The organism is Fervidobacterium changbaicum, from assembly GCF_004117075.1.
In the GTDB taxonomy this organism is placed as follows: domain Bacteria; phylum Thermotogota; class Thermotogae; order Thermotogales; family Fervidobacteriaceae; genus Fervidobacterium; species Fervidobacterium islandicum.
Window position 1 is genome coordinate 667,782 of the sequence record NZ_CP026721.1, and the last position, 23,028, is coordinate 690,809.

A 23,028-nucleotide genomic window follows, 5' to 3' on the forward strand; every position below is an offset into this window, starting at 1 on the left:
TTATACCACAACGCAAAATCACATCCAATTTCAAAGTTTCGAAATTTGTGTGATATAATTAAAAAAAGGGTTGAGAAAAGAGGTGAGATTATCCAAGAAAGTGGTTTAGTTTTAGATTTCGAAACGCTCAAGTCCGCACTTGAAAAATCAAAGATCTTCGTTATCACTTTTAACGAACAGGGAGACATTGTTGCACACTCTGAGAATATACCTAACTTCCTAAAGGGAAGAAAAAATATCTTCCAAAGTATCCCGAATTTCTTAGAAATCATCAAGCTTGTTAACAAAGCCGGCTTTTCACAAGACATTGTGACCATTTATGAGCCCAGAGTAGAAAGGGTAAGACTAATAACTTTGAAAAGTAAAGACTATTATTGGATATTAGGTGAAATAATCACCGAACAGTTGCTTATTGACGAACTAATCTCTGAAAGGCTTGAGACTTTAACAATGTACCTTGAATTTGCACCTGTTTTCTTTGTTGTCTTAAATGAAAAAGGAGAGATTACCTACATTAACAACTGGGCTTTGGAAAAAACCGGATACTCTTTGCCAGAAGTTTTAGGAAAAAACTGGTTCGATATCTTTATTCCAGAAGAGATTAGACCAACTGTAAAAAGAGTTTTTGAAGACATAATGAACAAGAATATTGAGTTGAGAAAAACTTTCGAAAACGACATACTAACAAAAGATGGAAGACTAATCACGATCCTTTGGGAAAACAAACTTCTTGTTAAAGACGGAAAACCGTCGGGAGCAATAAGTGTAGGTGTAGATGTCACAGAGCAGAAAGCGAAAGATTTTGAGGAACAAGTAATGCTGTCCATTTTGACTGTTACTGCAGAAAGCAATTATCATGTTGGGATAAGTAAATTAGCAAATGTCTTAGAGGAAATGTGTAATATAAAAAGGGCTGTCGGGATAATTCAAACGCACGAGGAAACAAAGCCAATCGAGATTTTGAACAAGATCGAAATAGATGACCTTAACAAATTTACCACGCTACATTTCAAGCGTAATTTAGATGATAGGATTTTAAAATTAGAAATTGCCTATGAAACGCTACCCAGATATGCATCAAACAGGTTTTTCGAGAACATAGCCACCATTGTTCTAAGTTTCATAGACCGAGTTTACTATATTCAAAAGCTTGAAGAGGCTTCTTTCAGAGACCCGTTAACTAATCTCTTCAACAGAAGGTACTTTTTGATGATACTCCAAGCTGAAATCAGAAGGGTAAAACGCTACGGTGGTGATTCTTGCATTGTTATGATAGATCTCGATGGGTTGAAAGAAATCAATGATACATTTGGACACGATAAAGGTGACTTTGCAATTATCACATTAGCCCAGGTGATGAGAGAAAATACACGTAGCAGTGATATACCTGCAAGGTTTGGTGGTGATGAATTTGCATTACTGCTCCCAAACACTGCTCTGAAAAATGCCGAGATCATCATCCAAAGGATAATTAAAACACTTGATGCTCTTAATGTAAAAGAATTCCGCATATCGATAAGCGCCGGCATAACGAAGATCTTGCCAACCGATGATGACGAAGGTATAAGCGTGCTGAAAAGAGCCGATGAACTACTTTATCAAGCAAAAAAGAGTGGAAAGCACACCATCTGTGTCGATACATTTGACGAAAGAGATGCTTCCGTCTCAGATTAGGTCAGCGACAAAAGTGTTCTCTCGCTTCATTATAAGCCTGCATGATTGTTTCTAAATCGTATTTCCCGGGTGTTGCGCTGAGGTGTGAAGCATTTACTACAATTTGAGCCCAAGAGTTTATTTCCTCGTCAGATATTTTGATATTCAATCCTACATTTAAAGAGCGGAAAAACTCGTACAGAGAATCATCGAAGATTTCAAGAACACGGTTAGCTTTCTCATAGCCGTGTTTTTTTGCAACCTTCAATTCGAATGGCAAGAATACAGCGGTAGCGAGCCCGTGTTTAACTCCTTTCTCAGTTGTCAATGGATAACCAAGCGCATGCGCGACAGTTGTACCTGTTTGAGCTATTACCATTCCTGCCAGTGTCGAGGCAAACATCATCCGTTCTCTGTAGAATTCGTTATCCAAATCATCCATCAACCTTGGAAGGTATTCCTTGATTATCTTCATGCTCTCAACTGCCAATGTATCACTGAAAGGCGTAGCCTTCGTTGATAAGAAACCCTCAACTGCATGTGATAGTGCATCGAGTGCTGTTGAAAGAGTCAGTGCCTCGTTGAGTGTAATTGTGTATTTGTAATCGACAAACGAGAGCTTTGGGAATGCACAGTCATGGGAAAATCCACGCTTTCTACCGTTTACAGTCAGGACTGAGTACTGGGTTACCTCGCTTCCAGTTCCAGCTGTGGTGGGGACACATATTATCGTCTTTGCACTCTTGTACTTCGACTTATCGTACAGTTCCTCAGGTTTTAGATGCTTGTTTTCCATTAAAACAGCGACCGCTTTCGCTGTGTCCATTGGACTCCCACCACCAAGCCCGATGACCACATCCACATCTTCGCAATTTTCCGCTACTTCTTTCACAACTTCAAGTGGTGGATTCTCAGGTGTTTCATCGTATACGTACACATGCTTTCCTTCGAGCACGTCTAATAAATCATCGAGGCTTCCGTTTTGCTTCGAACTTTTGCCCGTTACAATGAGAAATGATTCACCGGTTGACTGAAAAACGTCCCTATTTTTCAAAATTACATCCTTGCCATAAAAAACCCTCGTTGGCATGAAAAAGCCCATACAATTGCCTCCCTTCGACCATCATTAATTAGTATTGAAACACTCGAAAAATTCGAAGAAAAAGCTGGTCCAACAGGACCAGCCCTCAAAATTTATTCCCAGACGAACTATGATGAAACTATTACTTCTGTAAAGCAAACCAAAGCGCTGCTCCACCAAGTATCACACCAATTATACTTAGAATCAGGCTCATATTTCCCATCTGATTAGTTTCAAGCGCTGAAACTTTTGATTTCAAACTATCATTTTCCTTTTCTAGCTTCTCAACTTTGCTCTCCAACTGTTTTGCATCATTTTTCACGCTGTCCACGTCACTCTTAACGCTGTTGACTTCAGACTTGTTTGCGTACTGCGTACTTTGTTGTTGCAATGTTTGAACTTTTGCTGAAAGTGATTGGAGTTCATTGTTTACGTTCAGAATATCTGACTTGAGCTTTTCCATATCTTGTTTTGTTTGATTGTTTAGACTTGCTTGCTGTTGCACTTGCTTTTCAAGATTTGCTACCATGCCTGTGACTGTCGAAAGATTCTCATTAATCTTTACATCCGCTTGTTTTAAATTGATAATCTCGACTTTTAGATCGTTTACATCAACTTTTAAGTCACTTACGTCACTCTTCAGGCTGCTCACATCACTTTTCGCATTCTTTACGTCGACTTTCAAGCTATCCACATCACTTTTAAGGTTGTTCAGACTGGTCTTGAAACTCTCGAGCTGCTCTTTCAAAGCAGAATCTGCCTGTTTAAGACCAAGTATTTCGTTGTTAAGAGCATCAAGTCTGTTTTTGAGCGTCGTAACATCTGATTTGATGGTGTTGACATCGCTTGAAATCTTTGTTGTCGAGCTCGAAATCGTTGACACCTGTGTGCTAATCCCGCTTACGGTGTCCTGCAAATCTTTAACGTTTTTCTCAACGCCTGTGACCCGCGAAGTAAGAGCTGATACACTATCAGCAGTCGTGAACGTGGACACTTTCTGATTCAGCGAAGTCACTGTTTGCTCGAGACTTGTCAATCGTTTCTTTAAACTCTCCACATCAGCTTTGACATCATCTATGCTTTTTGATAATTCATTAAGATTTTGCCCAGTCGGAGTAGTTGAAACCAGACCTCTCATCTCGGTTACTTTTTGCACTAAAGCATCGTACATTGCTTTGAGCCCAGCCAAGTCAGTCTTTACACTGTCCAAGTCCCTTGAAGCAGAATCAACTCTTGAAGACAATGAACCAACCTGGGCCGATAAGTTGTCGATCCTTGTGCTTATGTTTCTATCTGCAGTTGCAAGGTCCAGTATCTTGTTCGAAAGGTCTTTAAGTTGCGCGTCAATATTGGCCGGAATCGTTACCTGCTGTGTTTGCTGAGTTGTAGTAGTTGTAGGTACGGATACCTTTTTTTCTACTGCAGATATTCTGTCGTTGAGTATATTCAGCATTCTGTAAAGTGCAACAGCAAGTTGGTACCTGGTCAGAGGCTGATTTCCCTGAAACGTTCCATCCGGCATACCACTTAAGATGCCCAATTTTGTAAGTTGGTCAACAGCTTCGTATGCCCAGTGGTTTGCTGGAACATCTTTAAATGTTGCAGCGTAGATACTTGTGAACACCACGAAGATAAAAGAAAATACCAAAAGTGCTTTCTTCATCTTTATACACCCTCCCTGTTATTATAGTCTTAGTCCTCTCGAAAGAAATTGTATCATATGAGGAGAACTTACACAAGCTCAACAAGTTTTTCAGGAATCTTATCTGCTGGGAGTACGTAGTCAGCATATCCTTCTTCTATAACCGACTTAGGCATACCGAAAACAACACACGTTTCCTGACTTTCAGCTATTACAGTACCTTTGAAGAATTTCACCTTGAAAGCACCTTTCGTTCCGTCTTTTCCCATGCCAGTGAGTATAACTGCGATAGTGTTTTCCTTGTAAATCTCTGCAACCTTATCAAGCGTGTAATCAACCGCTGGTCTAACATTGTTTATCTTATCGGTGTTCTTGTCAAGATAAATAATGCCTTTTCTGTCTTGATATTTTATGCCCATATGATGGTCCCCTGGTGCTACGTAAACCCAGCCAGGTTTAAGAACGTCTCCATCTTCCGCTTCTTTAACAGACAAGTTTGAAATCCTGTCAAGTCTTTGCGCTAATGATTTTGTAAAGCCCGGCGGCATATGTTGTACCAACAAAATAGGGGCAGGGAAGTCCTTTGGAAGCGGTGGGATAACAAGGTCCAGTGACCTTGGACCTCCTGTTGAGGAACCTATAACAACAACTTTACCAGAAACAACAGATTTCACTCGTAAGTTAGCTAAAGGTCTTCTCTTTAAGAGAATTTGTGAAACATTTATTTTCATCGCATCCCTGATTTTCTGAACCAGATCAGGTCCCATCCTTCTGAAATCCATGGATACGCTTCCAGAAGGTTTAGTTACAAAATCCACGGCTCCAAGCTCGAGAGCTAAGAGTGTAATCTCAGCGCCTTCCTCCGTCAAGCTACTAACCATTATGATTCGAGCAGGTGCTCTCTTCATTATTTCCTTAAGTGCTTCTATACCGTTCAATTTTGGCATTTCAACATCCATTGTTATTACGTCCGGTTTAAGCTTTATGGCAAGTTCAACAGCCTCCATTCCATCCTTTGCCACACCGACAACTTGCATGTCAGGTTCTTTGTCAATTATATCTTTGAGGATCATCCTCATGAATGGAGAATCATCAACAATCATTACTTTTATCTTTTCCTTTTCCAATTTCTCACCACCCTGATACTAAGTAATGGGAATGCTATTGTAGATATTATAGCAAAAATTTTCGCTATCTCCAAACTCCAGTCGAAGAGAATACCTCCAAAGACCATTATTCCAACTGTTACGGAGAAGAGCGTTGCCCAAAGAACAACGCCAGCGCTGACGTCCTTAACTATCTTAATTACCGGATGGTATTCTTTGCTGTACAAATTCATGAGGTGTTCGATAATGGTGTTTACAAGCTCTGACCAAATAACAAAAAAGACAGCAAATATGATCCATAATGTATCTTCTCTTTTTACAGGAAGAAAGAACGTTGCGGTAATAACCAACAAACCCACAAAGAAGTGGATTCTTAAATTTCTTTCCGATAATATTGATTCAACAATACCCTCGATTGCGTGTTCAAAAGATTCTATAAGATTATTCGAACCCAATTGTTCTCTTTCTCTTTCGTTCAATTCTTGGTTTGTAGACTTTATCTGTAAGCGACGCTCCAAACTTGATCGCCTCCACGTTGAGTTCGTAGTACTTTGGATTTACTTCTTCCTTTACCGCATCAAAGAGCGTTTCAAAATCAACCAATGCTGTACTCTTCACCAACGCTCCAAGCAATATCATGTTGGAAACCATTACGTTTCCGAACTTCTCAATGGCCAATCGACTTGCAGGGATTTCAATTATCCTTTTTGTTATGCGTTTGAATTCACTCGGAATGTCTTTTATGTACGTACTGTCGTATACAATTATACCATTAGTTGCAACGAATTTTGCATGTCCAACCATTGAAGGATGCATTATTATCAAAGAGTCAAATACCACTGCTTTAGGATAAAGTATCGGTTCGCTTGAAACAAGCACATCGCAATAGCTCGGGCCTCCACGAACCTGCTCGCTGTAATTTTGCGTTTGTACGACGTACTTATCAGCAAAGACAAAAGCTCTTGAAAGGATATATCCTGCAAGCAAATTACCTTGTCCACCAATTCCTGCAATTCTTATAGAGAATGGTCTGTTCATAACTATTCCCCCTTAATGTGATTGGCGTAGGTGAGTCTATACCTTGTGTAGAAATCGGGCTTAGATTCGTCTTTCCTAAATAGTCCGATGACAATCTTGCCTTTTAGCTCGTCTTCAGACATCTGATCAGCTTTTTCTTTCATAATAGTGTTGTTTTTGAAGAAATCCATCATTTGCCACGGTTCCCTAAGTCCATTGTATCTACCATAGTAGGTGTGGCAGTTGCTAAGAACCTCAACTACCGAAATGCCTTTGTGCAAGAGTGCTTCTTTTATGTACTTCACTGTGAGCGCATAATGGTATACCGTTGACCTTGCAACATACGTTGCGCCAGCTGAAAGTGCAAGTCTTACAACGTCAAATTGCTCTTCTACATTTCCTAAGGGCATCGTTCCTGCAACTTTCCCTGCCGGAGTTGTTGGTGAGTGCTGTCCTCCTGTCATTCCGTATATCATGTTGTTATAGATTATCACTGTTAAATTAATGTTCCTTCTACAAGCGTGAATAAAATGGTTACCACCTATAGCTGTTATATCTCCGTCACCACCCATCACAACGACCTTAAAATCCGGCCTTGCAAGTGCAACACCAGTTGCAAAGGCTATAGCTCTGCCATGCAACGTGTGCATCGTATTAAAATCGAGGTAACCTGTTGACCTTGATGAACAACCTATACCAGAAACAACGGCTGTTTGATCTGGGTTCAAACTGGTTTGATCGTAAGCTTCTAAAAAGCTTTTCAATATTATTCCATTTCCGCATCCCGGGCACCAGACCGTGGGCCATCTATCTTCCCTTATGTACTTAAGCAGTCTATCAACCTTCACCTTGTTCACCTCCACATAGTTCTATTCCACACGTTTGGAAGAAGAAATCAGTTAAAGGGTCTGGATAGCCTTCAATGTAAACAACCCTTTTGATCCCTGCGTTGATTATAAGTCGTGCACAAACGGAACATGGTTTGTGAGTTACGTAAATCGTGGCACCATCAGTTGAGATTCCAAACTTCGCAGCTTGCATAAGGGCATTCTGTTCAGCGTGTAAACCGTAACAAACTTCCTGGTTTTTACCAGATGGGATATTCAGGTCATCCCTAATACAGCCAATTTGATCGCAGTGAGGAAACCCAGATGGTGGTTGGTTGTATCCGGTTGCCAGTATTCGTTTATCCTTTACTATTAAAGCACCAACCTTCCTGTGAACACAAGTAGATCTTTCTGCAATTAACTTTGCCAACCTTTTGAAATAATCGTCCCAACTTTCCCTTTCACTTTTCACATCTTTTATGGTAACATTTTTCAGATAGGCTTCTAAGTCCATATGTTCACCTCTTTTAAAAGAATTGAACTTCCCAAGTTATATTCTAAACTATTTAGGAACTAATATCAACCAGCAACAAAATCTACGAACACAAGAAAGGAGATGGAAAGATGGGAAACTTTGAAATTTCAGTTGTTAGAGCTGAAATTGGTAGTATTTTGATATATACAATAAATGACGTCTGTGAACAAATACAACTAACAGATGAATTCTTACCAGAACAAGGAGATAATACCTTCACAAAGCAGATTAAAGAATATTTAAGTGGGTATCGAAAGATCTTGGATTTCCCTGCCAAGTATTCCTCTGGACCTGTTTTTGAGAAAATTTGGTCTTATTTGAAAGAAAACGTTGGATATGGTAAAATCATAACGTATGGTGACTTAGCAAAGGCTTGTAAGACGAGTCCAAAAGTTGTTGGATATGCAATGGCCTCGAATCCTTTGCCATTATATATCCCATGTCATAGGGTTGTTGGGAAAAACTCTATTGGTGGATTTACAACAAAGGATGGAAAAAGTATGATTACATGGAAAAAATATCTTCTAGAGCTGGAGGGATCACTTTGAAAAAGTTTCTTTTCTTGTTGTTTTTAGCTTTCTTCATTTTATCCTTCACCATCCCACTTATGATTTACAACAGATACACGGTGAATCTCCCTGCACCGCAAAACAGAGTTCCCACAAGCTTGGTCGTTGAATACTCCGATGGTACACCGTTATATAGTCCAAAGACAGTATGGATCGATTTCGAAGACATTCCAGCATTGGTGAAAGACAGTATCATAGTATCTGAAGACAAGAGATTCTACTCCCATAGCGGTGTTGATCTCATAGGGATTGCCAGGGCACTTTTTACAATACTCACCACCGATGAGATCCAAGGTGGTAGTACAATAACTCAGCAGTTAGCCAGGACTCTGTACCTTACTCAAGAGAGGACTTGGAAGCGCAAGATTAAAGAAGCTTTCATTGCGATCTGGTTGGAACAAAATTACTCGAAAAATGAGATTTTAGAAATGTACATTAATTCCGTTTACTTAGGAAACGGTGTTTACGGCTTTCCTGCAGCAGCTAAATTCTATTTTAACAAAACACTTGAGCAACTTACTCCACTTGAAGTTGCAATGCTTACAGCTACTTTGAGGTCTCCTGAGAAAGCGAATCCACTTATGGAGTTAAATAAAGATTTCACCAAAAATGTATTAAGAAAGATGAAAGAAGCAGGCTTTCTAACTGAGTTAGAATATTCTAGAGCACTGGAAGAGCTGAAAAATATAAACATAAGATCCACAAACAATTTTGCTCGCTCATTTGACCAAGATCTTTTCTGGATGATTGTTACCGAACTTAAAGAACTCGGATTCGAGCTTGGAGATTTAAGGAGTGGATTCCGAGTTAGAACAACCATCGATAAAAAACTACAGGAACTCTTAATGTCCAACATAACAAAAGACCAGTGGGCAGGATTAATAGTCGAACATTCAACTGGAAAAATAAGAGCAGCGTACGGTCTTGGTATCATAAATGGTCGTAGGCAAGTCGGTTCCGCGATCAAACCTTTCTATTATTATCTTGCCTTCATGGCCGGTTACAATCTTGACGATACTCTTCCAGACGAACCTATAAAAATTGGCCGATGGGAACCTGAGAACTTTGACAAAAAATTCCGCGGGAAAGTTACTATCGAATACGCTCTTGCACATTCTTTAAACATACCATCCATAAACTTATTCTTAAAGCTCGGGCAAGGAACTGTTATGAACTTTCTCAAGAATACTTTGATGATCTCTGGATTCTATCCGAACGATGCCACATTAGCACTCGGAACATTAGAAACTTCTCTAGTTGACATAGCACAAGGCTATTCAGCAATATTCACCGGTGGATTGGTCGTAAAACCAAGAATTGTTGAATATGTTAAAGATAAAAATGGATACCTCTATTATTCTTATACCCCGGCGTTGTTAAACGTTGTTAAAGCTCCAAAAGGTTTAGACAAAAGATCCCCAGTTGAAGCTTCGGTCCTTATGCTAAGAGCTATGGAAAAAGTAGTTACAGAGGGAACTTCACGGTCTGCACAAATGCCTGGAAGGAAGATATACGGCAAATCTGGTTCGGCAGAGAATTACGCATGGTTCGTTGGTGGCGATGGGAAGTATTTGTTCATATTGGCGAGAGACAATGTAAAAGAAGTTAGTGGACTTGTTGTTACACCAAAATGGAGGGAAATCGCCATAAGAACAGAGATCGGATACACTCCTATTTCTTTACCGATAAATAGCAAGATCACGAGGTTCAATGTTATGGACAAATCGGAAAGTCCTACTCAACCAGAATCTATGGCAGATGAAACATCCCAAATAGAAAATCAGAAAGCTGCTACTCAAACAGAGACCGTGGTAAAACAAACACAATCAGAAAATCCAAATCCGCAGAAAGCTCTATCAAGAGAAGAAATTCTTGCTCGAGTTCAGAATTCTAACATCTCAGCAAACGAAATCATCGAAAGTTTAAAATCATTTAGTCCTGACGAAAGAAGATCGGTACTTGCCGAAATAAATTCAATTGCGCCGGATCTGGCCGCCGAAATATATCAAAAGCTCTTAGATCAAGGTATTGAGTTCTAAAAGACGGTGGAGGTGTATGGTAAATGAAATTTTTCTACAACTTGGAGAGAAAGGATAACTTTGAATACATAGTCCTGAGAGTTGAGGAAAACAACATATCTGGAACGGGAGCTATCCTTCCGATTCGAAGAAACGGTGAAAATTATAAAATATTCATGGGTGTGATTGAAGAATACAGAAGCATCGTCGAGAAATTGCACAGTGAAGATGTCTTTGTTATAACCAACATACTCGAAGAGCACTTCCCAAACCACCCGAAGGTAAAATTCGCTATCCAAGCTGCAGTTCTTGAATTGTTTTCTAAGAAATACAACCTTGATATCAACAAACTCTTAGGTGGTGTAAAATCTACCAAAAATGAGTTGTGTGGTGAAAGGTTATTTCCTGAGTACTTGGGCGATGTATTCCATGCCAAGTACTATCCAAAGGATAACAAAGAAAAGAACACAACTTTTGTTTTAACAAAGTATCCGAACAACGAGATGGATGCTATATTGAGTGCACTCTCTTCCAATTATGATTATCTGGAGGTGATCTCTTGGAAAGAACTTTTATAATACTTAAACCAAATGCAGTTAGAAGGGGACTCATCGGTGAGATAGTAAAGAGATTCGAGCAGAGGGGAATAAAAATCGTCGGACTAAAGTTTCTTTGGATGACACAAGAACAATGTGAGAGACTCTACGAGCCACACAAAGGGAAGCCGTTTTACCAAGAGCTTGTGGAATTTATGATGAGCGGTCCTGTAGTAGCGATAGTATTGGAGGCTCCAAGAGTAATAGAAATGGTAAGGCACATAGTCGGAGCAACAGACCCTCTCAAAGCTGAGGCTGGAACAATAAGGGGGGAATTTGCTTTAACAGTCACCAAAAACCTTATTCACGCGAGTGATTCTGTTGAAAATGCCGAAAGAGAGATGTCTATATTCTTTAGGCCTGATGAGCTAATTGACTATAAACTTGACATACAAGACGATATTTGATAAATTGAAATTTTCGTGTTCCATACGAACTATATTGATAATTGGTCTTCAGGACAACAGTATAGCTAGTTTGAGTAAAAAAGCAAATCAAACTTTTTTAAGACGGTGCGGTAAGAAGAACAAGAAATTCTAGTGACACTCTTGATCTTCCTACCGCACTTTTTGACGAATATCAACCAACAAGCAAAACATATTATTTGGCAGTTCAGGAGCGCAAAGTAGTTTTCAGACATCGATAATTGTAAATTTTGAAAAAGTCAATATTGATTCGTAGACTTGTTATTCTTATTTCTTGATTTCTTCGCTTCGTAAAGCCTCTCATCTGCTATTTTGATGAGTTCCAAAATCTTGTTCCCATCTTCCAAAGAATTCGAAATTCCTGAAGAAAATGTTATCTTAATCTTTTTCCCTTCTACTTCCAAAGGTTGGTCCGACCTTTCTTGCAACCTTTCAACGATACTTATCGCAGCACTTTTACCTTGTTTTGTGATAATTAAGAATTCATCACCACCGTATCTAATCAAGAATTCGTCCTTTCTTATAGAATTCCTTAAAATTTTAGTAAAAGCCTTGAGGACCTCATCACCAAAAGGATGACTGTACTCATCATTTAGTTGTTTGAAATTATCTAAGTCAAGCATTATTATAGAAAAATTGTCCCCAAGGTCTGGAAATTTTTCAATAAAATTATCGAGTAGATTTCTGTTAGCCACACCAGTTAACGGGTCTTGATAAGCCTTATCCTGCCAAAACAGTATCTGCAGCTTTTGATCTGTTATATCGTGCATAACTACGATAGAACCTTCATAAGTATTTTCATAATCTGAAATCCGCTTGATTTCTAACCTAAACCACCTTGTCCCCGATGAGGTTTTAACAGTCAGTTCTTTGTTGAATTCCTCTGCCGCTTTTGATAATTCAGCTAAAATGTTTTGACTCAAATCACCAACTTCCCATACTAAACGCTCGTAGCTTTGGTTGTACACTTCTATCTGTTTTGATCGACCAAAAAGTGCCACAGGTTCGGGTATTGAGTTAATGAGCTTTTTGAGTATATCTCTTTCGAACGATAACTGCTTTAACATCTTCGTTCTTTCTACGTTGTTCTTGATGTACTGAAAGACAAAAGAGGAATAGATAACCAAAATGATAGCGAAGACCAAGTAAAAACTTTTCTGAACCTCTTTCCTAGCTTTCTTTACTTGTTCAAGTATGGACGTCCTGTAAAAACCTGTACCAACAATCCAACCCCATGGCTCAAAAATGGTTATGGCTGAAATCTTACTCTCAGTTTCACGGGAGCCGTATTTGTAGAATGAATACTCAGCGTACCTCATTCCGGATCTGGCTGCTTTTAGAATACTCTCAGCAGCTGTTCTCAATATTTCATCATCCACTTTCATATAGTGAAGACCCACGTATTCTTTCTCATAAGGGTGAGCTATAAGTACTCCGTCAGTACTTAGTATCCAAAAATAATCGAGATTTTCTGGACCAAAAAATGAAGTTTCGACGTACTCTCTTACTAATCTCTGAGCAGTTTGCTCATTTATGTCTCCAGCAAGGTATTTTTGGTAAATCTTTTCAATGTTATCAACCGCTACATTTAACGCAAGATGTGCCTGGTCGATTATATTGTTCTTCACAATTGTCTCGACGCTTTTGAAAAGATGCAAGTTGGCAATTAATGATAAGTGCAGTACAGTTACGCCTATTAAAACTAGAAGAATTTCCGCAGAGTACTTCATAAGTTTCCTTTGCATATCGCCAATACCCCACTTCATAAGACAGAAAATTGGCTAATCCAACTTACTTAATTCAATTATATCAAAAATTTATCGCATATAAATGATTGCTAGAAGCTTTCTGAAACCATCCTTTTCTACGAAAGAGGGGAACATCAGTATGTCGCTCCCAAATAGTCCCTATAGCACGCTTTTATCTAATTGGTCAGACGTTTGCGCAACTCGTAAATACAAAAGAAAAACCCAGGGAAAGACTCCCGGGTTTTTGTTTTTATGTTTTATGTTTCATGTTTTTATTCTTGTTCCCTTACCTTACTCCTTCTCACCATAACTTCAAAAGCTACGAAGAACACAATGAGAGCAGAAACCAATCCTGCCAATGCGTTGTTAAGCAACCCTGCAACAAAGTAACCAATTGCGGCCATTACCATAGTAAAGACAGCGTAAGGCATCTGCGTTGCCACATGTTCAAGATGTGGACAACTTGCTCCTGTTGAAGAAAGAATCGTGGTGTCTGATATGGGAGAGCAGTGGTCTCCAAATATAGCACCTCCAACTGCAGCACCAACAGAAATAAGTGCACTGTTCAGAAGGTTAGCACCTGTTTTTTCAGCAAGCGCAACTGCGATAGGCAAGGTAATTGGTATCATTATCGAAAACGTTCCCCAACTTGTTCCCGTTGCAAACGAAATCGCCGCTGCAATCAAGAATACAACGACAGGCAACGCCCACAGTGGGAAACCTCCAGTTGTAACAATATGAGCGAGGTATTTAGACAAACCAAGTCCGCCATCCTCTGGTGAAGCTTTAATAACCGTACCGATCGTCCAAGCAAGCGTTAGTATAACCAATGCAGGCACCATCGACTTAATACCACTTATAATCGCCTCTCCAACCTTTTGGATAGTGAGTAAACCTCTGAGTATAAAGTAAAGCGACGAGAAGACAAGTGTGAATACTGATGCGTAAAATAGCGCTTTTGAAGCATCTGTGTTATTGAATGCTTCTTTGAGACTCATCGACTTAACAGCTTCAGAGAACGTGTGGATATTTTCCCCATCTATTGCTCCAAGATAAGTTGTGACTGGGAAGAAAACAACCGCAAGACCAACAAGAACAAGTATAGGTAGTATCATGTCAATGGCCCTGGCATGTTCTTTAACAACTATGCCTTCCTTTATCTCACCTGTAGGCTGTCCAAACTCTTCGTTGTATAAGCCCAAACCTTTAATAGCTCTCTCTTCACTTTTTGCCATAGGTCCAAAGTCTTTACGGAAAGACGTTTGGAGAACCATCAATATCGCGAGTATTGCATAAAGATTAATAGGAATAAGCATTATGAAAAATGTAAACTCACTCACTCCGAGTTTTGAAAATCCGTCCGAACCTTTGATAATACTCATTACCGTTACAACCCAACTCGAAATCGGTGCAAGAACACTAACAGGTGCTGCAGTTGAGTCAAGTATGTACGCAAGCTTTGCACGGGAAATTTTTTGCTCGTCGGTAACAGGACGCATAACTGTTCCAATAGTCAGTGAGTTGAAATAGTCGTCTATGAATATAATTATCCCGAAGAGCCAAGTTATGAAAAGAGTCCCTTTTCTACTTTTAACCTTTGATGCCATCGCTTTTCCAAATGCGTGTGCAGCCCCTGTAGCCTGCATTAATCCAACAAACGCTCCTAATAGTGCACAGAACAGGATGATTCGAATGTTCCAAGAATCGTTAAGTGAGTTGGCAATCCCATCTGTCACACCTATCAACGCTGTAAGGGGGTTCCAGTTGCTAACGATAAGGTAACCCACAAAGATACCTGTGAATAGTGAAAAAACAACTTCTTTCGTTACAAGTGCGAGTACCACAGTCACAACAGGCGGTAAAATACTTAGCCAACCGTAATGTTCCATCTTTCATCCCCTCCCACATGCAAACTAAGAAACCAACCGTTTTCTAAGATTATACCATTTAATCGTTACAAAACAAAACATAAAAAGAAAGCCGTTGTGAAATTTATGAAATCCTACTATTAATTCGAACATATGTGCCCCTGAAACTTTTTGTTTAAACTTACAAATATGGTATAATAAATTTTGAGCCGAGGCTCAATACATTCTGAATCTTTGGGAGGTGTGAACATGAGAGGAAGAGAGTTATTAAACATCGCTATTAAAGTGGAATCGGCAGGTTACAGCTATTATTCTAAACTTGCAGAGAAAACACAAGGTCAACTCAAAGTCTTCTTCAACGAACTTGCGCAACAAGAGAGAGACCATGCAAAAAGGTTCGAGGAGATAATGAAGAAGTACCAAGAAGACCCATCGCTGGCTACTTGGCAAAATGAAGAAGTAAGTGGTTACGCTGAAACCTATGCAAAGGCTTTCATCTTCCCTGAAATTGAAAACGAAAACATTCCAGAAACAGTGCTTGGTGCTCTTAGAAGAGCCATCGAAGTTGAAAAAGATTCCATAATATACTATAACGAGATTAAACAACTAATCCCCGATCCAAAGCCGGTGGAAGAGATAATAAACGAAGAAAAGGAACACTTAAGGAAACTTTCTGAAAAGATTCTAAGCGAAGACCTGTCAACATACAGTGAAGGAAGCATGATTTAAGCAATTCTAATAATATCAAAACAAGAACCCGGTTTTCCGGGTTCTTGTTTATACAGTCAGGGGGACGTATTTGACATGTCGAACCCATCCAAATTCTGCAAAAGTTTTGCTTGTTTTTTCTTCTTGCTAATCTTCATATTAAAATCATCGATCTTCTCTACACAAATAACATTTTCGTTTGTCGGAGACGTTATGTTCCACATGCCCACTATAAACTCCGCTTACTCAAATGGCAGATACGATTTTAAAAATATCTTCTCATATGTAAAGAAATACATTGAAAAAAGCGATATTGCTTTCTGTAACCTTGAAACAACTCTTGGTGGACTACCATACACTGGATACCCACAGTTCTCCTCACCCGACGAAGTACTCGACGCGCTAAAGTACGCGGGTTTTGACATTATCAATGTGGCAAATAACCACATGCTTGACAGAAGTGTGCAAGGACTTAAACAAACCATAACAAAGGTTTCAAAGTACGGTCTTACCTACGTTGGTGCGCGGTTGACACCTCTTGAAAAACTCTTCAAGGTAGTTGAGGTGAAAGGTTTCAAAATATCCTTTGCATCTTTCACTTATTCAACAAACGGTATCTCGACTGACGAAAAGCACAAATACATGTTCATGTATATATCAAAACCTGCCATTCTTTCGGTGCTTGACGAAATGAAAAAGGCGTCTGATATAGTCATAATCTATTTCCACTACGGGAACGAATATCAAACAAGGCCAACAAAAGAACAAATAGAACTTGCGTACTTTGCACTGGACAATGGTGCAGATATGGTAATAGCAAGTCATCCGCATGTTCTTCAACGCATCGAACTTGTGAAATGTGGTTTAAAAACAAAGCTCATAGCCTACTCGCTTGGCAACTTCCTTTCAAACATGACAACCTCTGGTACTGATGAAGGTGTAATACTAGATGTAGCATACCATCCTGTAAAAGGTGTAATTGATGTGAATCCCATCCTCACATGGGTCCACAGATACAAAATTGGGAACAAGATTGCTTATAGAATATTGCCTGTGAAAGATTTCTTCGAATCTCCAGATAGGTTCCTTACCGAATCGGATGTTAGAAGACTATCACAGATAGCTCAGAAAAAATTGCTCCAAGATGAGACAAAATAACAATGGAAATCAAGGCGGGATCTAGGAAGGAGCTTCTGTAAACCAAATAGGTATGCTCAGAATGATGGAAAAAAGGACGACTTTTCGTCGTCCTTTTTTTGGCTCCGGCGGAGGGACTCGAACCCCCAGCCTAGTGGTTAACAGCCACCCGCTCTACCGATTGAGCTACGCCGGAACACTCACACATCATTTTCTATTATATCACACTCGGAAAACTTGTCAAGTCCTAACTTTTTGAAACTTTTTGTTTTTACATTGCGATAAAAATGATATTATAAAACCTTCTTCTTGTCAAGTCCCAAAATTTAGCTGTGCCATAAATGAATTCATAATGAGGTTAAACGACTATTTAACCTAATTGCAGTTGAATTTTCACAAGCTGAACGCTATAATATTTTGTGAAAGTTTACGACAATCTTTCTAGCATTGGAGGTGATAACATGCCAATGTACAGATACGTATGTGAGAACTGTGGAAACGAAGAAGTTCACATGCACGGCATAAATGAGTCTCCGGCGGTTGTTTGTTCTTCATGCGGTGGCAGGATGACGAAGGCGATAGGAAGAGTAGGAATTGTCTTCAAAGGTAGTGGGTTCTACATTACAGACAGCAGAAACTCAGGAAAGGCCAAGACAGAAAGCGAATAACAGCGAGTAATTAAAAAAGTTAAAGCCCCCATGAAGGGGGCTGATTTTTATCCTCTACAGGCTTACTTAATAATTCTAACGTTGGCTGCCTGAGGACCTTTTGCACCATTCTGAACGTCGAATTCGACTTTGTCGCCTTCTTTGAGTGTTTTGAATCCTTCAACCTGAATCGCACTGTAGTGAACGAAGATGTCTTCTCCGTCTTCCTTAGTGATAAAACCGTAGCCTTTCTTTGCATCAAACCACTTAACTGTACCTTTCATGAAACAACGCCTCCTAAAATCTTATTTACTCACCGCTTTTTTACAGCGGTTGATTTATTATACACCCGCACGACAAAAAAGTCAATATATTCTATCTGTCTTTTTGAAAAATCAAATTTGATAATTGATTCAATGAAAAAAGCCCCCATTTGGGGGCTTATTGTGTCATCCTCTAAAGCTTACTTTGAAAGCCTTACATTGGCTGCCTGAGGACCTTTTGCACCATTCTGAACGTCGAATTCGACTTTGTCGCCTTCTTTGAGTGTCTTAAAACCGTCAACTTGAATAGCGCTGAAGTGAACGAAAATGTCTTCTCCGTCTTCTTTGGTGATGAAACCGTAGCCTTTTTTTGCATCGAACCACTTAACTGTACCTTTCATGCGATAACGCCTCCTAAAATCTTTCTGACTTGCCGCTGTTCCATTTTTCAGCGGATGATTCATTATACACCCCTAAGGAAAAAAGTCAATACCTTTTTGAAAAAATACTTACCGAAATAACAATTAGTCTTCAAATTCCCAGTATTAATGCTATAATTGATTATTGCAAATCCAAAATGCTTTCTACTTTAATCATTCGGATGGGGATGAGGAGGAAGAACATGGGGAGAGACAGACAAACCAAGAGAACAGAAAAAGAGTACAAGAAACTCAACAAGATTTACAGACTTAGCCAGAGCGGGAAGCTCATGTTAGAGAGGATCCGCAAAACTAAATTTAAAATTGGGTTGGTTGCACTCGCTGTTTTTTTCGTAACCTTTGTTATCTTCTTCTCTTTGATATTCTCTGAAAGCAATGTTCTGAACACAAAGCAAGTCAGCGATTCAAATCATCCTACCAACGTCACTGTTACTACTACACCAACTACTCAGGATACTCTTTTAACTACAGACAAGACGCAAATTTTGGAACAAGATCCTACACAAACAGCTCTGGACACAGAGTTCTCCTCTTCTACAAAGCTCGAGTTGTCTAATGATTCTGTGACTCTTATCCCTCTGCAACTATCAACTGACGCGACATTATTACCCAAGCACGAAAATGTACAACCGGCTACCAATAACGAAGCAACCATTAAGATTGACAAGAGTACACCGACTAATTTGTCAGACGAACGAGCTGAATCAAAAAAAGATAACACAAAGTCTTTCGAACAGACAAAGGTTTTAGAAAATGAGCTTGAGAGTGCACCTGAAACCCTGGTTTCCACACGCAAGTATCATTACGTTATCGCGTTTAATGTAAGTGTTTTTGATACTCCAGAGAGCGGCAAAGTTGTTGATACGCTTAAATACGCAACTTATGTGGAGAAATTAGACGAAACTACTTACAACAGCGTTAATTTTGCAAAGGTAAGGTACAACACTCCAAAAGGTCTTGCAGAAGGATGGATTCGTTCAACCTTTTTAAGTGATTCTTTAAAGCCGATAACCGGTGAAGATTACGACGAATTGTCGTTTGAACCAGTTAAAAAAGTTAAAGCAAGGATCGAAAACGTAAGAGCTATATATCTTACAAGGTGGTCTTTTAACAATGTTCAGAAGATCCAGCAATGGGTAAATTTTGCAAAATCAACAAACCTTAACGCATTCGTCGTAGACGTCAAAGACGACGATGGGTTTATGCTTTTTGAAACAGAAGCCGCAGCGAAGTTTGTTCCCGAAGCGAATTCAAGAGCATTCTTTAAAAAGGACGAAATGAAGCAGATTGTGAAAGAACTTAAAGACCAAGGATTTTACATGATCGCGAGAATCGTTTGTTTTAAAGACCCTTCCTACGCACGAGCCCACAAAGACCGGTCTATAGTCTACAAAGACACAGGTGAGCCTTACATGGGAATATACAAAGTACCGTGGGCATCGGCATATGATAGACAGTTATGGGAATACAATGTAAAAGTGGCCATGGAAGCTGCCGAAGTGGGATTTGAGGAAATACAGTACGACTATGTGAGGTTCCCCGAACTTACCAAGGAAACTCAACGAAGAGTTAATTTAAGACAGGTTGGAAACGAATCTTTTGCAGAGGCAATTCAAAAATTCCTCATTTACTCAAAGAAGAAATTAGAACCTTACAATATTCCACTGGCAGCCGATGTTTTCGGTCTTGTTTCTACGGCAGTTGACGATGTGGGTATTGGACAGTACTGGGAAGCTGTCTCAAACGTTGTTGATTACATATGCCCTATGGTGTACCCAAGCCACTATGCAAACGGTTCCTTTGGCCTCAGCGTACCTGATGCATATCCATATGAAACAGTATACAATGCAATCAGAGATGGACTTAGGAGAAATCTCCACATTCCTACACCGGCGAGAATCAGGCCTTGGCTCCAATCATTCACTGCAACATGGGTGAAAGGACATATTGTGTATGATGAAGAGGCTATTAGAAAGCAAATAAAAGCCGTCAAAGACCTCGGGATAAAAGAGTACATGCTATGGAATGCCGCAAATAATTACAAGAAAATGTGGTACGAATAAGTTTCTGTTCGTATTGCGAACCATTTGGTTTTTGTGGTATAATATTTCTGGTGTTGCCGAAATATCTCAGGTGGTGGTATCATGCGTTTAGATAAATTTCTCAAAACCAATAGGATAATAAAGAGAAGAACAATAGCCCAGGAAGTAGCAAAGGCTGGTCTTGTGAAAAAAGACGGACGAATTCTGAAACCTTCTTACGAGGTAAAGCCCGGGGATATTTTAGAAGTGTCTTACGGCAAACGCACTCTAAAAATTTTGGTTACGGAGGATATGAAGTATCAAGTTTTAGAAGAACTCTACCGAGGTGACGAAGATGAGGAGTCTTATTGAGAACCACATTGATGACTTTCTGGAAATTTTGACGTACGAAAAGAGATTCTGGAAGGATTTTTGGGACAGACTTCCGTTTAAACCAATAACCGAAAATTACGCAAAGCGTTTTGAAAACTTCTACGACAAACTTTCCAAGATATCACGGAACGAGTTGACCGAATTTTCGCACGTTTATGAAGAACAGAAAGAAAAGCTCAAGGAAGAACTATCCATAAGGATTCGAAAGAATGCTCGGAATTTGGAATTATCGCGTGAAGATTTTGTTGTCTATCTCATTGCTGGAATTGGAGAAAAGGATTGGGTAGTCGTTGACGGCAAACACGAAAAAGTTATAGTTTTCGATGTATTCTCACTTTGGAAGAAGGGAAAGTTTTCGCAGCTTTCTGATGCTGTGTATCAAGCAGTTGTTCATTTTAGACACGGGGATATGGAAGGAGATTATTACGATAAATCCGAGATTTTCTCAAAACTGAAAGAAGAAATCACAAAGCTTGATAACGAAAACCTTCTGCAAAATATTTGCAAGTTACTGGATAAGAATGTTCCGTACTACAACTGGACGGGGTTTTATTTGATGGATGAGAAAGAGGATGGCATCCTTGTTCTGGGACCGTACGTTGGTGAACCTACAGAGCACGTGCGAATACCCGTTGGAAGAGGAATTTGCGGACAGGCTGCTGCGACGAAATTAACCTTTGTTGTTCAAGACGTGAGCTCAGAGACCAATTACCTTTCCTGTAGCCCTCATGTAAAAAGCGAAATCGTGGTTCCAATACTAAGAAACGATGGAAGCGTTTTCGGGGAAATCGACATAGATAGCCACTTCAAGGCACCGTTTGATGAGAGGGATACGGAGTTCTTGGAATGGATAGCTAAACAGCTGCTCGTGAGGGTAGTGCATTGGAAAGATTTTGAAAGAAAAATCAAAATTGCGTACCTAGATAGTTATCTCTCGTTTATACTCAATGAAATAGTTAAATACAATATACCTTTCGACGTAAGCCTTTACGTTCACCATGATCCCGAAAAAGTTCCAGAGAATCTCTACAAAATTTGGAGAATAGCTAGAAAGCTACGCAACGCCAAAGTTCATAAAATAGTGGTAGTTGATAATGTTGATGAACAAAAAGCAGAAATGAGAGCAAACCTTGGAGGTTTCTTGTTAAGTTACCAAGATTTGCAACGGCCCGTTCCAGAAATCATACGGAAGATGATCGTTGAAGGAGTTGAAGAGATCTCAAGAGTGCTCTTTTTCATACACCATAACGCAACGAGATTAGCTCAAAGCTTTGTGAACACAAGGATAATCACAGAGTACGTTTTAAAACCTGAGAGCAATGTTAACACGATTCTTTACGCATTCCTAACCGGCATAACCGCAGGTTACTCAGGTTCTTTTAATAGAGCGATGTTCTTCTACTACACCGATGGTCAATTCGTCTTTCAAAAAGCCCTTGGTCCTCGAAGCGAAGAGGAGGCACGCAAGATTTGGGAAGCGATTGAGGATATAGAACTGAATATGTCAGACTTTTTGGAGACGGTTTCAAAAGATTTCAGGTCGGCATTGGAATCGGTCTACGAAGGAAAAATCATAAGGCAGGATGAAATAACACAATACCTTGATGGTGAACCTCACATAGTTGCAAAAGGCGATTTACCAAAAATCGCTGAGGAGTTCGATATTGTAAATGAGTTCGCAGTTATGGCCCTCAAAAGTGGCAACAAGTTCGTCGGGTTGCTTTTAGCTGACAATAATTTCGACCGAAAGCCTATTTCCGACTACCAACTCGCAGTGCTCAAAGACCTTGGTAATCAGATGGTGCTGGTTCTTGAAAACAAAAGGTTCCTTGAAGCCATAAAAGAAAAGGCAGAAATAGATGCTTTAACAGGTCTGAGGACCCGCAGGTCGTTGGAGGAGTTCATTGCAAGTTCTCCCGTAGGACAGTTTTCAGTCGCATTTTTGGACTTGAATGAATTTAAGCTCATTAACGATATGTACGGGCACGAAAGAGGGGACGAGGTACTTAAAAAGTTAGGAAAGTGCATAAATTTGAATATAAGAAAAGAAGATTTGGCGTTCAGATACGGTGGGGACGAAATCGTACTGATTATCAAGTCTGTTGAAAAAGAGGTTGTCCGAAAGGTTATTGAGAGAATTTCCGAGTGTTTCGCTAGAGCAACCGAATTGTCTTTCTCAACAGGTGTGGCACTTTATCCTGAAGAAGGGGATATTTACAAGGTTTTGAAACTCGCAGATGAAAGAAGTTACAAATCCAAAATCACAGGAAAAATAGAGTTTGAGTAATCGGAGTTTAAACATTTCTCAGGGAGTGAACGATGTGAAGACAAAAG

General features: G+C 39.6%; 22 protein-coding genes and 1 tRNA gene. 11 read left to right on the forward strand and 12 right to left on the reverse strand.

Annotated features, from left to right (window positions below):
- Nucleotides 1-45: 45 nt before the first annotated feature.
- A complete protein-coding gene (locus CBS1_RS03045) occupies nucleotides 46-1,674 on the forward strand; it encodes a sensor domain-containing diguanylate cyclase (protein WP_241685559.1) in 1,629 nt (542 codons plus the stop codon).
- Nucleotide 1,675: 1 nt separating this feature from the next.
- Here the strand turns inward: CBS1_RS03045 and CBS1_RS03050 are convergent, their stop codons facing one another.
- From CBS1_RS03050 to CBS1_RS03080, 7 genes are all read right to left on the reverse strand, one after another.
- A complete protein-coding gene (locus CBS1_RS03050; RefSeq protein WP_090222802.1) occupies nucleotides 1,676-2,755 on the reverse strand; it encodes an iron-containing alcohol dehydrogenase family protein in 1,080 nt (359 codons plus the stop codon).
- Nucleotides 2,756-2,876: 121 nt separating this feature from the next.
- Nucleotides 2,877-4,397 (reverse strand): S-layer homology domain-containing protein, encoded by a 1,521-nt coding sequence (locus tag CBS1_RS03055; protein ID WP_090222800.1) that lies wholly within the window; start codon nucleotides 4,395-4,397, stop codon nucleotides 2,877-2,879.
- 68 nt (nucleotides 4,398-4,465) lie between these two features.
- Nucleotides 4,466-5,503: a protein-glutamate methylesterase/protein-glutamine glutaminase gene (locus CBS1_RS03060; protein ID WP_090222797.1), complete on the reverse strand. Its 1,038-nt coding sequence runs from the start codon at nucleotides 5,501-5,503 to the stop codon at nucleotides 4,466-4,468.
- A complete protein-coding gene (locus tag CBS1_RS03065; protein ID WP_236938328.1) occupies nucleotides 5,485-6,000 on the reverse strand; it encodes a diacylglycerol kinase family protein in 516 nt (171 codons plus the stop codon). The genes CBS1_RS03060 and CBS1_RS03065 overlap by 19 nt, the downstream gene beginning before the upstream one ends.
- Nucleotides 5,924-6,520, reverse strand: a complete 597-nt coding sequence (locus CBS1_RS03070) for a 2-oxoacid:acceptor oxidoreductase family protein (protein ID WP_033191824.1) — start codon at nucleotides 6,518-6,520, stop codon at nucleotides 5,924-5,926. Before CBS1_RS03070 ends, CBS1_RS03065 begins: the two co-directional genes overlap by 77 nt.
- A gap of 2 nt (nucleotides 6,521-6,522) precedes the next feature.
- Nucleotides 6,523-7,347 carry a 2-oxoacid:ferredoxin oxidoreductase subunit beta gene (locus CBS1_RS03075; protein ID WP_033191825.1) on the reverse strand — a complete coding sequence of 275 codons (825 nt, stop codon included), beginning with the start codon at nucleotides 7,345-7,347 and terminating at the stop codon, nucleotides 6,523-6,525.
- Nucleotides 7,337-7,840 (reverse strand): deoxycytidylate deaminase, encoded by a 504-nt coding sequence (locus CBS1_RS03080; protein ID WP_033191826.1) that lies wholly within the window; start codon nucleotides 7,838-7,840, stop codon nucleotides 7,337-7,339. Before CBS1_RS03080 ends, CBS1_RS03075 begins: the two co-directional genes overlap by 11 nt.
- Before the next feature lie 110 nt (nucleotides 7,841-7,950).
- Between CBS1_RS03080 and CBS1_RS03085 the strand changes: the two genes are divergently transcribed.
- From CBS1_RS03085 to ndk, 4 genes are read left to right on the forward strand one after another with little or no spacing between them, the layout of a single operon-like run.
- Nucleotides 7,951-8,409 (forward strand): methylated-DNA--[protein]-cysteine S-methyltransferase, encoded by a 459-nt coding sequence (locus tag CBS1_RS03085; RefSeq protein ID WP_090222796.1) that lies wholly within the window; start codon nucleotides 7,951-7,953, stop codon nucleotides 8,407-8,409.
- Complete coding sequence (locus tag CBS1_RS03090; protein WP_090222794.1) at nucleotides 8,406-10,469, forward strand: transglycosylase domain-containing protein; 2,064 nt, start codon at nucleotides 8,406-8,408, stop codon at nucleotides 10,467-10,469. Before CBS1_RS03085 ends, CBS1_RS03090 begins: the two co-directional genes overlap by 4 nt.
- A 23-nt stretch (nucleotides 10,470-10,492) precedes the next feature.
- Entirely contained in the window at nucleotides 10,493-11,026 is a 534-nt protein-coding gene (locus CBS1_RS03095; protein WP_090222792.1) for a hypothetical protein, read from the forward strand.
- Nucleotides 11,008-11,451: a nucleoside-diphosphate kinase gene (gene ndk, locus CBS1_RS03100; RefSeq protein WP_090222791.1), complete on the forward strand. Its 444-nt coding sequence runs from the start codon at nucleotides 11,008-11,010 to the stop codon at nucleotides 11,449-11,451. The genes CBS1_RS03095 and ndk overlap by 19 nt, the downstream gene beginning before the upstream one ends.
- A gap of 257 nt (nucleotides 11,452-11,708) precedes the next feature.
- Here ndk and CBS1_RS03105 read toward each other — a convergent pair whose 3' ends face one another.
- Complete coding sequence (locus CBS1_RS03105; RefSeq protein ID WP_164969238.1) at nucleotides 11,709-13,214, reverse strand: sensor domain-containing diguanylate cyclase; 1,506 nt, start codon at nucleotides 13,212-13,214, stop codon at nucleotides 11,709-11,711.
- Nucleotides 13,215-13,489: 275 nt separating this feature from the next.
- Nucleotides 13,490-15,106: a Na+/H+ antiporter NhaC family protein gene (locus tag CBS1_RS03110; protein WP_090222787.1), complete on the reverse strand. Its 1,617-nt coding sequence runs from the start codon at nucleotides 15,104-15,106 to the stop codon at nucleotides 13,490-13,492.
- A gap of 228 nt (nucleotides 15,107-15,334) precedes the next feature.
- On the opposite strand from CBS1_RS03110, the gene CBS1_RS03115 reads away from it, so the two are divergent.
- Together CBS1_RS03115 and CBS1_RS03120 are read left to right on the forward strand one after the other, a co-directional pair.
- A complete protein-coding gene (locus CBS1_RS03115; RefSeq protein ID WP_090222785.1) occupies nucleotides 15,335-15,814 on the forward strand; it encodes a ferritin-like domain-containing protein in 480 nt (159 codons plus the stop codon).
- Nucleotides 15,815-15,889: 75 nt separating this feature from the next.
- Nucleotides 15,890-16,951 carry a CapA family protein gene (locus tag CBS1_RS03120; protein WP_090222783.1) on the forward strand — a complete coding sequence of 354 codons (1,062 nt, stop codon included), beginning with the start codon at nucleotides 15,890-15,892 and terminating at the stop codon, nucleotides 16,949-16,951.
- Nucleotides 16,952-17,050: 99 nt separating this feature from the next.
- Here CBS1_RS03120 and CBS1_RS03125 read toward each other — a convergent pair.
- Nucleotides 17,051-17,126: transfer RNA gene (locus tag CBS1_RS03125), tRNA-Asn, on the reverse strand.
- Between the two features lie 265 nt (nucleotides 17,127-17,391).
- Here CBS1_RS03125 and CBS1_RS03130 point away from each other — a divergent pair.
- The gene (locus tag CBS1_RS03130) at nucleotides 17,392-17,598 is read left to right on the forward strand and encodes an FmdB family zinc ribbon protein (RefSeq protein WP_033191833.1); all 207 of its coding nucleotides are present in this window, start codon (nucleotides 17,392-17,394) and stop codon (nucleotides 17,596-17,598) included.
- A gap of 62 nt (nucleotides 17,599-17,660) precedes the next feature.
- On the opposite strand, the gene CBS1_RS03135 is transcribed toward CBS1_RS03130, so the two are convergent.
- Entirely contained in the window at nucleotides 17,661-17,861 is a 201-nt protein-coding gene (locus CBS1_RS03135) for a cold shock domain-containing protein (protein ID WP_033191834.1), read from the reverse strand.
- A gap of 179 nt (nucleotides 17,862-18,040) precedes the next feature.
- The gene (locus CBS1_RS03140; RefSeq protein ID WP_014451689.1) at nucleotides 18,041-18,241 is read right to left on the reverse strand and encodes a cold shock domain-containing protein; all 201 of its coding nucleotides are present in this window, start codon (nucleotides 18,239-18,241) and stop codon (nucleotides 18,041-18,043) included.
- A 221-nt stretch (nucleotides 18,242-18,462) separates the two neighbouring features.
- Here CBS1_RS03140 and CBS1_RS03145 point away from each other — a divergent pair, with 221 nt between their 5' ends.
- From CBS1_RS03145 to CBS1_RS03155, 3 genes are all read left to right on the forward strand, one after another.
- On the forward strand, nucleotides 18,463-20,343 hold the full coding sequence (locus CBS1_RS03145) for a putative glycoside hydrolase (protein WP_164969239.1): 1,881 nt from the start codon (nucleotides 18,463-18,465) through the stop codon (nucleotides 20,341-20,343).
- A gap of 81 nt (nucleotides 20,344-20,424) precedes the next feature.
- Complete coding sequence (locus CBS1_RS03150) at nucleotides 20,425-20,673, forward strand: S4 domain-containing protein (protein WP_033191835.1); 249 nt, start codon at nucleotides 20,425-20,427, stop codon at nucleotides 20,671-20,673.
- Nucleotides 20,657-22,981 carry a diguanylate cyclase domain-containing protein gene (locus CBS1_RS03155; protein WP_090222781.1) on the forward strand — a complete coding sequence of 775 codons (2,325 nt, stop codon included), beginning with the start codon at nucleotides 20,657-20,659 and terminating at the stop codon, nucleotides 22,979-22,981. The genes CBS1_RS03150 and CBS1_RS03155 overlap by 17 nt, the downstream gene beginning before the upstream one ends.
- The last annotated feature ends 47 nt before the right edge of the window (nucleotides 22,982-23,028 follow it).